Genomic DNA, 12,414 nt, shown 5'->3' on the forward strand with positions numbered 1-12,414 from the left:
TAGCCCCTGCGGGAAGACTCGCTATGAGTCCATTTCACGCCTTGGCGAACAGGTAGGCGTTGTGCGGCTTCGCCGCACCAAAGACGGCCACCACCCTGGCCAGCGCCGTTTCCGTACCGGCCCGCATGTCCAGCGGTTCGCTGGCGAGCCAGATGGCATCAACACGGATCATTGCACTATCTCGCGCACGAACCGGGCATACCCCTCTGCATCGCCCGCAGGCCAGTGAACGGTCAAGGTTGTGCGCCGATGGGGATATCGATGCGAATGTCCGCGCGGGAGGCATATCCGGCCCGCACGGGCGCATCCAGTGCAAGCGGGATGAACGCCGGCAGGGTCTCAACCTGGCTGCGTGCCGTGCGTATCCATTTATGGACAATATTGGTGTTGATGCCGTGGCTCAATGCCACGCTGGCGACGGAGGTGCCGGGCAGGCTGCACTCCTGCACGACCTGCGCCTTGAAGGCCTTGGAATAAGAACGTCGCTGCATGATTCCCCGCTTGAAAGCCTTGAAATGGTATCCACCATAAATAGGTGGGCACCATCTCTTAGCCCCGCGGAGTCACGCCAGATGGGATGCCCGGACGGTTACGCCCGGTCTCCTGCGGCGCAGCGTCTTGCCAGTCGCCCTCGGTCCCCCCACGCCACCACGGCTCCACCGCCTCGATCCGGGCCGGCTCGACCGGCTGTGGCATCACCAGCCCCCCGAGGCGTGCGCCAGCAGCACGTCCGCTGGCTGGGACCATGAGTGCATCGCCAGGTTGAAGGTGCCCCAGTGCTCCGGCAGGAAACGCCCGCTGCCCAGTTGCTCCCGGCGGCGCTGCTGGGGTTTGCCGTGGCGGTGCTGGCCTACAACATCTTGGCGGTGCTCAAGCGCAGCGTGGAACAGGCACATCGTGAACAGCTTCCCGAGGGCTGGGAGGCTTCTCCCTACCACCTGGCGGTCCAGGTCAGAAGCCGTTACGAGGGGATGCTCATCGCGCTGCCGGTGGAGCACTGGCCCGCCTGGGCCGACGATTCGGCCAACACACTGGCACAGCGCCTGTTGGAATTGGCACGACATATCAAGCCCAGCCAGGTGGCCACCAGCAAGTGCGGCCCCAAGGTGGATAAGCCCAAGACCTGGGTCGATGCCGCGACGGCTCGCGCTCATGTCTCCACCGACCGCCTCATCAAGGCCTCGAAAAGCAAAAGACCTTGAAAGGGGTGCCATTTAAGCCCCGCACGGTGGTTAGCTGTGCTTTGGTGTGTATTGTGTGTGCCCGTCGTGCGCCGGTGTGTATAATGCACACTATGCAGCGCGAGGAGGCGATGATGCGAAGTCGGGAAGTGATCGAGCTGCTGGAGGCGGATGGTTGGTACGAAGTGGCGGTGAAAGGTAGTCCACCACCAGTTCAAGCATCCGACCAAGCCGGGGAGGGTGACGGTTCCGCACCCGAAATCGGATCTGCCGAAAGGCACCTGGCAGAGCATCCTGAAACAAGCCGGCCTCAAGTGAGGCCGATTACACCACCCAAGAGGGGGCGCATATGAAATATCCCGTCGTCATCCACAAAGAGCAGAGCAGCGACTACGGCGTGACCGTACCGGACGTGCCAGGCTGCTTCTCGGCCGGCGAGACGATGACCGAAGCGCTGGAGAATGTCCGTGAGGCGCTGGAGTTGCATTTCGAGGGGCTGCTGGCCGATGGCGAGCCGCTGCCGCAGCCGCAGGAGATCGATGTGCACGCGGCGAACCCGGACTATGCCGGCGGCGTGTGGGCGCTGGTCGACTTCGATGTGATGCCCTATCTGGGGAAGGCAGTGCGCTTCAACGCCACGCTGCCGGAGCACCTGCTGGCGCGGATCGATGCCTACGTGAAGGCCCATCCGGAGCAGAAGAGCCGCTCTGGATTTCTGGCTGAGGCGGCGCTGCGGGTGTTGCAGCACGCTTGAAGGAAAAGCTCGCCAGCGAGGGAGTGAGGGTGAACCAGACTGCACTTTGAGCGGCCATTCCATAGTGCCGAGCGCCTGCTACCTTCGAGAAAACGAGACGCCAAGGAGGGCGCCGATGGTTATGGAGATCGTTGCTGTGGTCGTGGTGCTAGCATGCTGTCTTGTGGTGTTTCTGCTGCGGCCGGGGGATGATTCGAGGCGGCAGGATCTTGAGGCCAGCCTGGATGCCGTCGACGACAATGGCCTGTTTTCTGGCTGGGACGAGCTCTCGCCATCTGAGCGCACGAGACGCCTGAGCATGTATCAGCGGAGGGTGCTGGTGCGGCACGCCGAGCAGGAAAGAGAGTGGCTACGGGCCAGGTTGAGGGATATTGCGAAGGGATAGCGGGACGCAGGTTGGCTTTGCCGGGCCCAGGCTGCACAGTTCCGCATGTTTTCCTGACTTCTCGTGGCGCTATTTGCGAAGCATCACAAGGTTAAGAAGATGCCGGCTGATCGCGCAGAACGCGCCGGTGCCGAAGCTCGGCTAAGACCTCGAACGCGGTTCGACTCCGCTTCTCATTAAACGCAGGCAAGCAGAAACTATGGCTCCATTGGTTTGTTTTTCGGACATTGGAGTCTATGTTTTTTTGAAACCGTTTTCATCAAAAGCAGGCAATCCCATGGCCTTCCTATCCCGTCGACATTTCAATCGAATGCTTTCCGGTCTTGGCCTGATGATTCCCGGCCAAGCGCTGTTCGCGGCCGCCACCAGCCACGCAGGCGGCACGCCCCCCGAGACCTTGCTGCTATCGCGCAATGACTGGATCCCCAACAACGATCGTCTGCCAGTGCTGGTGTACCGTGGCGTATTCGCCGCGAACAGTAGCGATCTGGCGGCGGACTTCGAAGCGCTATTCGAGCGGACAGGCTGGCCGCCGCGCTGGCACGCTGGCCTCTACGCCTATCACCATTACCATTCGACCGCCCATGAGGTACTGGGCATCGCCAGTGGCTCGGCGCAGCTGATGCTCGGCGGTCCTGAAGGCCGTACTGTGCAGATCAGTGCCGGGGATGTCGTGCTCTTGCCTGCCGGCACCGGGCACTGCGAACTCGCCTCGACCGACGATTTCCTGGTCGTCGGTGGCTACCCGCCGGATCAGCGGGTGGACAACTGCCGCAAGGCGCCTTCGCCGGCGGTCCTGCAACAAATCCGCCAGCTGCCATTTCCGGACAGCGATCCGGTCGCCGGCAGAAACGGCCCGCTGACACACCTCTGGCAGCAGGCTTGAGGTGATACAACACAGGTGCTTGGCAGTCGCCACTCTTTCGGTGACAGGTACTCGCCCGAGCCTGCAGGCAGAGCTCTTGTTTCGCGATCTCAGAACAGCGAGAGCGGATAGCTGACGATCAGCCGGTTGTCGTCGAACTTGTTGTTGGCGCCCCAGTCGCGGCGCACTGTCGAGTTCCGCCAGCGCAGGCTCAGGGCCTTCAGCGGGCCGCTCTGCACCACGTAGCTGAGCTGGGTCTCGCGGTTCCATTCCTCGCCGTCGTCGATGTTGCCGACGTGCACGTTGGTGCCCTTGAGGTAGCGGGTCATCAGCGTCAGCCCAGGGATGCCCAGGGTGGCGAAGTCGTAGTCGTAGCGCAGCTGCCAGGAGCGCTCGCGGGCGTTGTCGAAGCTGCCGTTGTAGGTGTCGTTGGCCGCCGTGCCGCCGCTGGTGCCGTTGACCCGCAGCCACTTGTCGTCGCCGGTGACCCGCTGCAGGCCGAGGTAGAGGACGTGCGCGCCGTGCTTCAGCGAGAACAGCCCGGAGAGCAGCTTGTTGTCCAGCTCGCCGGCCTGGGCGCTGCCGTCTTCCTCGCCGTCGAAGTAGCCAAGGTTCGCGCCGAGGCTCCAGTCCTTGCCCAGCGGCTGGGTGTGGGTGAGCTGGAAGTAGCGCTGCTTGTAGATGTCTTCGAGCTGGCCGAACCAGGCACCGACCAGCGTGCGGTTGTCGTTGAAGGCGTATTCGGCGCCGGCGAAGCTGAAGCGGTCGGAGGTGACGCTGGAATTGCCGACCCAGCTCATGTCATTCAGGCTGCTGTCGTCGCGCGGGCTGTTGCCGCGAAAGCGTCCGCCGTAGACCGTCAGGTTCCTGACCTCCTTCGAGGTGAGCATGCCGCCCTGGAAGGTCTGCGGCAGCGAGCGGCCGTCGTCGGAGCGCAGGATCGGCAGCGCCGGCGACCACTCGCCGGCCTTCACCTCGGTCCTGGAAAAGCGCAGCTTGCCGGCCACGGCGAGGCGGCCGAACTGGTCGGCTGGCTCGCCGTCCTTGCCGACGGGGAGCAGCTGGGTGCCGCTGGTGCCCTTGCCGCCGTCGAGCTTGACCGACCAGAGGCCGAGCACGTCGATGCCGAAGCCGATGGGCCCTTCGGTGTAGCCCGACTGCAGGTCGAGGATGAAGCTCTGTGTCCATTCCTCGGCCTTGCTGCGGGTAGCGCTGTCTTCGACGAAATTACGATGAATATAAAAATTGCGCAGGGTCAGGGTGCCCTGGCCGTCTTCCAGGAAGTCGGCCTGGACAGGCTCGCCGGGAAGCAAGCCAGCGATAACCAAGAGCAGTGCGGAAGCGAGGAGGCCGGAGCGCGAGGAGTCATTCCTGTTCTTCAGCATTATCGTGATGTTCCAGTGCGGGTTCGATGACGAAAAAAAGCTCGAGCGATCCCCTCCGCGGTGGCGGATATGTTGTGCGGCAGGGAAAGGCCCGACAGTTGCTGCCGGAGCCGTGGTCGAGCGCGAAGCGCTCCGGACGCCCGGCCGGACGCCCGGAAGCCGCCTCAGTGCTGCGGCGCTAGCGCCGTATGGGGATCGGGGATCTGCCCCAAGGCCGGCACGTCGAGCTCCTCGCGCAGATACCCGACCTGCTCGGCGCTCACCGGCGGCGCCTGGTTACCCCAACTGGTGCGGATGAAGTTCACTACGTCGGCAACCTGCTGGTCGTTGAGCCGCCAGCTGAACGGCGGCATAGTGAAGGTCGAGGGCGCTTGATGGGTGGCCGGCAGGGTGTCGCCCTTGAGCACGATGTGGATCAGCGAGGTGGCGTCGTCGCCGTTGACCACCGGGTTGCCGGCCAGCGCCGGGAACACCCGGACGTAGCCCTGGCCGTCGGTGCGGTGGCAGGCTGCGCAGTTGTCGACGTAGAGCGCCGCGCCGGTCTTGCTGTCGTCGCCGTGATACAGCGCCTTGCTCACCTTGTCGTCGTAGGCGTATGCCGGTTCGCCGGGATTGCTCGCCGGCAGCGACTTCAGGTAGCGGGCGATGGCGGTGAGGTCCGCATCGGTCATGTATTGCATGCTGTGCACCACCACTTCGGACATGCCGCCGAACACCGCCGTGCGGTTGGTGCGCCCGGTGCGCAGGAACTGCACCAGCTCGGCCTCGCTCCAGCTGCCGATGCCGGTCCGATGGTCGCCGCGCAGACTCTTGGCGATCCAGCCCTCCAAGGGCGCGCTGCCAGCCAGGAAGTCCGGGCCGTCGCTGGCGCTCAGGGCCTTCTCCTGCATACCGATGCCGCGCGGAGTGTGGCAGGCGCCGCAGTGGCCGAGCCCGTCGACCAGGTAGGCGCCACGCTCCAGCAGCGGGTCCTGGCCCTTGGCAGGCGCCGCGCCTTGGCCCCCGGCCGGCACGAAGTCCTTCACCGCGGGCGCGAAGGCCCAACGCCAGAAGGTCAGCGGCAGGCGCATCGACAGCGGCCATGGGATAGCGCTGTCTTTGTTGGCCTGCCGAACCGGTGCGACGCCCTGCATGAAGTAGGCGTAGAGCGCGCGCATGTCCGGCTCGGTAACCCGCGCGTAGGACGGATAGGGCATGGCCGGATAGAGGGTATAGCCCTGCTTGGCGATGCCGTGGCGTACCGCCAGGTCGAAGTCCTCGAAGCTGTAGGCGCCGATGCCGCTCTCCCGGTCCGGAGTGATGTTGGTGGAATACAGAATGCCGATCGGCGTCTCCATCGGCAGGCCGCCGGCGAACGGCTGGCCGCCCTTGGCGGTGTGGCAGGCCACGCAGTCGCCGGCGCGGGCCAGGTACTCGCCTTTCTTCAGTAGTTCCGGGTCGGCCGTCTCGGCGGCCGCGGCACCGAGCGTGAACAGGGCCGACAGGCCGAACAGGTATGGGGTCAGTTTCATCGTCGCGCTCCTCACGCCTGGACCAGCGGGCCGGGGTTCTTCAGGTACTGCTCGCGGATCGCCTTAGCCGACCAGTAGGCCAGCGCCGCCACCAGGCCGGTGGGGTTGTAGCCGGTGCCCTGGGGGAACGCCGAGGCGCCGATGACGAAGACGTTGTGCACGTCCCAGCTCTGCAGATAGCGGTTGACGGCGCTGGTCTTCGGGTCGCTGCCCATGATCGCGCCGCCGAGCAGGTGGGTGGTCTGGTAGACGCGGGTGTTGAAGTGGTCGCCGAAGTTCTTGACGTGGACGGCGATGGCCTTGGGATTCATCGCCTCGGCAATCTTGCGCATCTGCTCGGTGACGTAGCGCGTCATCTTGTACTCGTTTTCCTTCCAGTCGAAGGTCATGCGCAGCAGCGGCTGGCCGTAGGCGTCCTTGTAGGTGGGGTCGAGGTCCAGGTAGTTGTCGCGGTAGCTCATGTTGCTACCGTGGGCGTCCATCGACAGGGTGTGGGTATAGGCGTCCTTCGCCGCCTGCTTCCAGCCGCTGCCCCAGCTCGGCGCGCCGGGCGGCAGGCTCAGGCCGCGGATCGGCTTGCTGCCGGCCTGGTTGACCCAGAACGGCGAACCACCGACGAAGCCTAGCGGGCCGTGGTCGAAGTTGTCGGCGTTGAAGTCGTCCACCGCCACGCCGCCGCCACCGGTGCCGATGAAGGGGTTGGTATGCACATCGCGGTCGAAGAAGGCCTTGATGGTGGCCATGTTCTGGTAGGCGAAGTTCTTGCCCACCACGCCTTCGCCGGTGCGCGGGTCGTACGGCTTACCGATCCCGGATAGCAGCATCAGGTGCACGTTGTGGAACTGGAAGGCGCTGACGATCACCAGATCGGCCGGCTGGACGATCTCGCGGCCCTGGGCGTCGACGTAGGTGACGCCGGTGGCGCGCTTGCCGTCGCTGTCCAGGTTGACCCGAAGCACGTTGCTGTTGACGCGCAGCTCGAACAGTTCGCTCTGCTTCAGCGCCGGCAGGATGTTCAGGTTCGGGGAGGCCTTGGAATACATGTAGCAGGCATAGCCGCTGCAGAAGCCGCAGAAGTTGCACGGGCCCATCTGCACGCCGTAGGGGTTGGTCCAGGGACCCGAGGCGTTGGCCGCGGGCATGGCGTAGGGGCGCATGCCGACTTCCTCGGCCGCCTTGCGGAACAGCTGGGCGGAGTAGACGTCCTTCAGCGCGGGCAGCGGGAAGTGGTCGGAGCGGTCCGGGGCGAAGGGATTGCCATCGCCGACCACCTGGCCCTTGACCTTGTAGGCGGTGCCGGAAGTGCCGAAGACCTTCTCGGCGAAGTCGAAGTGCGGCTCCAGTTCCTCATAGCTGACGCCGTAGTCCTGGATGGTCATGCCTTCGGGGATGAAGCCCTTGCCGTAGCGCTCCTCGTAGTGACTGCGCAGGCGCAGCTCCTCCGGCATGATGCGAAAGTGCACGCCGGACCAGTGCAGGCCGGCGCCGCCGACGCCGTTGCCGGGCAGGAAGGCGGAGAGCTGGCGATAGGGCAGCGCGGTGTCGTTGACTCCGTGGCGGATGCTCACGGTGCTCTTCGACAGGTCCTGGAACAGCTTGCCGCGGCTGTTGTAGGTCAGCTCGTCGAGGGTGTTGGGGTAGGCGCCATCGGGATAGGTGTCCTGGTGCGGGCCGCGCTCCAGGGCGACCACCTGCAGGCCCGCCTCGGTCAGCTCCTTGGCGAGGATCGAGCCGGCCCAGCCGAAGCCGACCACCACGGCGTTCACGGGTTTGAGTGTCGTCGCCATGTTCAGCCCCTCTCTCCGGAAATCGAAACCGGCGGGAAGGGATACTTCTCGCCACGGTCCACCCAGTCCATGAAGTCGGCGCGGGCGCCGGGGAAGCCCACCAGCTTCCAGCCGACCAGGCCGCGGTTGCCGCCGTGGATCGGGTCGGCGAAGAAGCCCTCGCGGGTGTTCTGCCAGAGCTGGCTGAACAGCAGGGTGGACGGCAGATCCTGCAGGTCGAGGTGACCGCCTTCCAGCTGACGCAGCAGATCGTCCTGGCCGGCCGGCTCCAGCTCGGCGAAGACCTTGCCGTGCTGGCTCTGGCACCAGCGATCCAGCGCGGCGATGCCGATGCGGTAGATGTCACGCGGCACCAGCTTCAACTGGTGGCCGAACTCCGGCGCGGCGTCAGCGGAGAAGGGCGCCTGCATGTACCAGAGGTTGCCGTGGCCGTAGGCGGTTTCCAGCTGGCGGTCGATGAACTCCGGCACGCCGGCCTCGACTGCGCCGGGGCCGTTGGCATCGCTGGGAATCAAGCGGGCCACTGCGGCGTTGACGAAGGCCCACTCGGCGGCGGTGAAGAAGCGCGGCCGGTAAGGGTTCTGCAGGGTGGGGGCGGCCTGGCTGGCGGCCGTCGTCGCTACGCCATAGCCGGCCACGGTGATCGCCGGAATCACGGCCAGGGTTTTACGCAGGAAGTCGCGTCGGCCATTGAAGGCTTTGTCGTCGGGCATGGGACACCTCATTGCTCGCGGTAAATCCCAGTCGCGGTCTGGACTGGTCAAGTTGAACGAACTCGTTGCGCATCCCTGCATGACGAAAGGTTTCAGCCAGGAAACGGCGCGGCGCGGCCCGCTGACCGCGTGCGCACTGTTTCCGATAGAGATCCTTGGTAGCTCCGCCGCGCGACGCTCGTTCTGGAAGGAACGGATTGGCCCGGAGGCCCCGTCGGTTAGCTCGCCCACGGCACGCCGCAGCGCTGCTGCGCGGTTCTCGCCGCGAGCGTGCCGATAGCCGGGGGCGAAAACGGATTTTCCAAGTGGGCCGTACAGCATCCGCAGCGGGCCGTGGCGGATGCCGCGTCGCCAAAAGCGCTCTAGCCGCAGACGAACAGGCGATGATCGTGCATGGATCTGAGCCTCTTCTTTCTGGCAGCGGAGGCTTCGTCCAGGATTGAAACCGATTTCATTGAACAATAAATCGATTTACCAAGCAACAAATTTGCCAAGATCGGCATGCCGCGCATAAATCGGCGGATGTGCCGCCCTACACAGCCAAGACAGCGCTGTCTTTGAAAAATGCTCGGAATACAGCCTTTGGGTAGCGATCGTCTGCAAAGCTGCCGTGTGGCCTGCCCATCCCCCTATGCTGATGAGAACGAAAAGAAGGGAGGCGATCGCCGATGCGCGCCATGCTGCTCGAAGCGCTCGATCAACCCCTGGTACTGCGTGAGCTGCCCGATCCGCAGCTGGGGCCGGGCGAGCTGCGCGTGCGGGCGCCGCCTGCGGGGTGTGCCGCACCGACCTGCACGTGGTCGACGGCGAACTGCCGGCGGTGCGCGTCATCCCCGGCCACGAGATCGTCGGCCGGGTGGACGCCGTCGGGCCGAGCGTCGAGGGTTTCGCGCTCGGCCAGCGGGTCGGCATCCCCTGGCTGGGGCACACCTGCGGCCAGTGCTGGTACTGCCGGCACGACGCGGAAAACCTCTGCGACGCGCCGCAGTTCACCGGTTACACTCGTCCCGGCGGCTACGCCGAACGGGGGGTGGCCAACGCCCGCTTCGCCTTCGGCCTGGGCAAGGACGGCGACGACGTGGCCCTGGCGCCGCTGCTCTGCGCTGGACTGATCGGCCGGCGCTCGCTGGTCAAGGCCGGCCCGGTCCGGCGCCTGGGCCTCTACGGCTTCGGCGCCGCGGCGCACATCGTCATGCAGGTGGCGCGCTGGCAGGGCCGCGCGGCGTACGCCTTCAGCCGGCCGGGCGACCTCGCCGCCAGGACTTCGCCCGCTCGCTCGGCACGCTCTGGGCCGTCGGCTCGGACCAGCTGTCGCCCGAGCCGCTGGATGCGGCGATCCTCTACGCGCCGGCCGGCGAGCTGGTGCCGGCGGAGCCTAGCTGTTTGGTCCCGGAAAGCACCAGAAGCCCGACATCCTGCTTCGTAGCGTCCTGCCAGTCGCCCCCGACCACCCCACGTCATCATGGCTCTACTGCCTCGACCCGGGACGGCTCGACAGGTTCGCCCAGCTGCCGCATCGCCAGCCCCTCCGAGGCTTGCGCCAGCACCACATCTGCCGGCTGGGACCAGAGGGCATCGCCAGGTTGAAGGTGCCCCAGTGCACCGGAAGGAAACGCCCACTGCCCAGCTGCACCCAGGCTCTTGGCTTGAGTGCCAGTAATCAGCGCCGGTTGCACCTTATCAGTCGGGAGCCTCCCTATCCCTGGCAGGGGAAGAGCTGGCTTGAGCCGCTGCCGCCGCCCGCGCCGATTATAATGACGTATTGCGTCATATGACGTATCGCGTTATATTCTACTCAAACTTGAGCAAGCCTGCGTGATGATCCAGTAGCGTGACAAACCCCGTACTTTCAGTGCGGGGAAGGATAGCGCGGCTGCGAAGCGGCCCTATACTCTGCCCTGTACGCAGAGCCAGTATTTTTCATGCTTAGACGCCAACCCTTCAAGTTCCGCATCGAGCCAACCGGCGAGCAGCAGCGCAAGCTGCGGCAATTCGCAGGCATGACCCGGTTCGTGTTCAACAAGGCGCTGGCACTCCAGCAGGCCAACCGAGAGGCCGGCGAGAAGTACATCGGCTATGTCCCGATGGCCAAGCAGCTCACGGCCTGGCGCAACAGCGATGAAACGCCGTGGCTGAAAGAGGCTCCAGTACATCCACTGCAACACGCCCTCAAAGACCTCGACCGGGCCTACCAGAACTTCTTCGCCAAACGCGCCGACTTTCCCCGCTTCCCGAAACAGATCAAGCTCGACCAGGGCAACCGCCGGATTTTCCTCCCGAAGCTGGGCTGGTTGCGTTACCGCCACAGCCGGCCCGTGCGCGGGACGCTGAAGAACGTCACCGTCAGCCTGAGCGCCTGCCACTGGTACGTCTCGATCCAGACCGAACGCGAGGTAGCGAGTCCGCTCCACGCCTCTCGGCTGGCGGTCGGCATCGACTTGGGCGTGGTGCGCTTCGCCACGCTCTGGGACGGCCACAAGGAAACCGTGCTGGAACCGCTGGGCAGCTTCGCCCGGCACCAGCATCGGCTGGCCAGGGCACAGCGGCAGATGGCCCGCAAGAACAAGTTCGGCCGCAACTGGCTCAAGGCCAAGGCTCGGGTCCGGCGTCTCCACCGCCAGATCGGCAACGCCCGCCACGACTACCTGCACAAAGCGTCACACGCCATCAGCAAAAGCCACGCGCTGGCGTGTGTCGAAAACCTGCAGGTCAGCAACATGAGCCGGTCGGCCAAGGGCAGCGCCGAGCAACCAGGGCGCAATGTCCGGCAGAAAACCGGGCTCAACCGCTCGATCCTGGACCAGGGCTGGGGCGAGTTTCGCCGCCAGCTCGACTACAAGGCTCAGTGGGCCGGTGGCTGGCTGGTGGCCGTGCCGCCCCAGCACACCAGCCAGCAGTGCCCCGAGTGCGGACATACTGACGCCGACAATCGCCAGACCCAATCGTTGTTTCTCTGTGTGGCCTGCGGCCACAGCGAGAACGCCGACCGGGTTGCGGCAAGGAACATCCGTGAGCGCGGATTGAAAACGCTCGAAGGGCAGGACGATGCCCGGTTCGCCTGTGAAGTGAACGGTGCTGTCAGGCCGTCAGCAGCAGGAACCCGCCGAAGCGACGACGCGGCGAAAGCCGCCTAGCGCCGTAGGAATCCCCGTCCTTCCAGCTTGGCTGCGAGCGAAGCGAGAGGGCGGGGAGGATGTCAACAAAAGCTACAAGGACAAGCAGACGGAAGTGATAGCGAATGGGCTGGCGGCCCGGAAGCTGCCGCAAGACATGCAGAGGGCTGCTCTACGCAAGCTTCGCCAGCTCGGTGCCGCCAAGGTTCTGATGACCTGCGGATACCGCCAGGAAATCGGCTGGAAGCGTTGCACGAGGATCGTGAGGGGCAGCACAGCATTCGCATCAACGATCAATGGCGGATCTGCTTCCGCTGGGTCGATGGTAATGCACACGACGTTGAAATAGTGGATTACCACTAAGTGAGGTGGAGCATGAGGGTCCGTGAAGATTTGATGGCCGAGGCAACCGGCGAACTGTTGCCGAACATTCATCCGGGCGAGATCCTGATGGAGGATTTCATCGAGCCGCTGGGGCTGACCAAGAACGCGGTGGCGACAGCCATCGGGGTTCCGGCCAATCGTATCGGCGAGATTGTGCGTGGCTCCCGCTCAATCACGGCGGACACCGATCTGCGCCTATCACGCTTCTTCGGTACTAGTGAAGGCTACTGGCTGGCTTTGCAGAATGCCTACGATCTGGAGGAAGCCCGTCGGGCAGTAGACTACGACGGAATCCCCAGGCATGCCGCCTGAAAACTGGCAACGGAGTGACAGGAA

At 64.9% G+C, this 12,414-nt stretch carries 11 protein-coding genes and 4 pseudogenes; 9 read left to right on the forward strand and 6 right to left on the reverse strand.

From position 1 onward, the window contains the following. Positions 1–34 precede the first annotated feature (34 nt). Both ACG10_RS21545 and tnpA read right to left on the reverse strand, forming a co-directional pair. Positions 35–172, reverse strand: a complete 138-nt coding sequence (locus ACG10_RS21545; protein ID WP_052264081.1) for a transposase — start codon at positions 170–172, stop codon at positions 35–37. 61 nt (positions 173–233) lie between these two features. Next, a complete protein-coding gene (tnpA, locus tag ACG10_RS21550) occupies positions 234–491 on the reverse strand; it encodes an IS66-like element accessory protein TnpA (RefSeq protein ID WP_082045657.1) in 258 nt (85 codons plus the stop codon). 324 nt (positions 492–815) lie between these two features. On the opposite strand from tnpA, the pseudogene ACG10_RS21555 reads away from it, so the two are divergent. From ACG10_RS21555 to ACG10_RS21575, 5 genes and pseudogenes are all read left to right on the forward strand, one after another. Next, a pseudogene (locus ACG10_RS21555) lies at positions 816–1,202 on the forward strand (IS4 family transposase); the annotation flags it as partial. 113 nt (positions 1,203–1,315) lie between these two features. Then, positions 1,316–1,499, forward strand: a pseudogene (locus ACG10_RS21560) (type II toxin-antitoxin system HicA family toxin). A 31-nt stretch (positions 1,500–1,530) separates the two neighbouring features. Further along, positions 1,531–1,935, forward strand: a complete 405-nt coding sequence (locus ACG10_RS21565; RefSeq protein WP_040107336.1) for a type II toxin-antitoxin system HicB family antitoxin — start codon at positions 1,531–1,533, stop codon at positions 1,933–1,935. A gap of 115 nt (positions 1,936–2,050) precedes the next feature. After that, complete coding sequence (locus ACG10_RS21570; RefSeq protein WP_227028919.1) at positions 2,051–2,320, forward strand: hypothetical protein; 270 nt, start codon at positions 2,051–2,053, stop codon at positions 2,318–2,320. Between the two features lie 277 nt (positions 2,321–2,597). Next, on the forward strand, positions 2,598–3,206 hold the full coding sequence (locus tag ACG10_RS21575) for a cupin domain-containing protein (RefSeq protein WP_089169984.1): 609 nt from the start codon (positions 2,598–2,600) through the stop codon (positions 3,204–3,206). An 89-nt stretch (positions 3,207–3,295) separates the two neighbouring features. Here the strand turns inward: ACG10_RS21575 and ACG10_RS21580 are convergent, their stop codons facing one another. From ACG10_RS21580 to ACG10_RS21595, 4 genes are all read right to left on the reverse strand, one after another. Next, complete coding sequence (locus ACG10_RS21580) at positions 3,296–4,570, reverse strand: OprD family porin (RefSeq protein ID WP_089169985.1); 1,275 nt, start codon at positions 4,568–4,570, stop codon at positions 3,296–3,298. 164 nt (positions 4,571–4,734) lie between these two features. Then, a complete protein-coding gene (locus tag ACG10_RS21585) occupies positions 4,735–6,081 on the reverse strand; it encodes a c-type cytochrome (protein ID WP_089169986.1) in 1,347 nt (448 codons plus the stop codon). An 11-nt stretch (positions 6,082–6,092) separates the two neighbouring features. After that, positions 6,093–7,868: a GMC family oxidoreductase gene (locus ACG10_RS21590; protein WP_040107339.1), complete on the reverse strand. Its 1,776-nt coding sequence runs from the start codon at positions 7,866–7,868 to the stop codon at positions 6,093–6,095. A gap of 2 nt (positions 7,869–7,870) precedes the next feature. After that, positions 7,871–8,581: a gluconate 2-dehydrogenase subunit 3 family protein gene (locus ACG10_RS21595; protein WP_040107340.1), complete on the reverse strand. Its 711-nt coding sequence runs from the start codon at positions 8,579–8,581 to the stop codon at positions 7,871–7,873. 668 nt (positions 8,582–9,249) lie between these two features. On the opposite strand from ACG10_RS21595, the pseudogene ACG10_RS21600 reads away from it, so the two are divergent. The 4 genes and pseudogenes from ACG10_RS21600 to ACG10_RS21615 form a co-directional block, all read left to right on the forward strand. Continuing rightward, a pseudogene (locus tag ACG10_RS21600) lies at positions 9,250–9,952 on the forward strand (alcohol dehydrogenase catalytic domain-containing protein); the annotation flags it as partial. Positions 9,953–10,503: 551 nt separating this feature from the next. Beyond that, positions 10,504–11,715: an RNA-guided endonuclease InsQ/TnpB family protein gene (locus ACG10_RS21605; RefSeq protein WP_089169987.1), complete on the forward strand. Its 1,212-nt coding sequence runs from the start codon at positions 10,504–10,506 to the stop codon at positions 11,713–11,715. Between the two features lie 94 nt (positions 11,716–11,809). After that, positions 11,810–12,057 (forward strand): annotated as a pseudogene (locus ACG10_RS21610) (type II toxin-antitoxin system RelE/ParE family toxin). Between the two features lie 33 nt (positions 12,058–12,090). Beyond that, positions 12,091–12,390, forward strand: a complete 300-nt coding sequence (locus tag ACG10_RS21615; RefSeq protein ID WP_089169988.1) for a HigA family addiction module antitoxin — start codon at positions 12,091–12,093, stop codon at positions 12,388–12,390. Positions 12,391–12,414 lie beyond the last annotated feature (24 nt).

It is taken from the genome of Azotobacter chroococcum (genome assembly GCF_002220155.1).
Taxonomy (GTDB): domain Bacteria; phylum Pseudomonadota; class Gammaproteobacteria; order Pseudomonadales; family Pseudomonadaceae; genus Azotobacter; species Azotobacter chroococcum.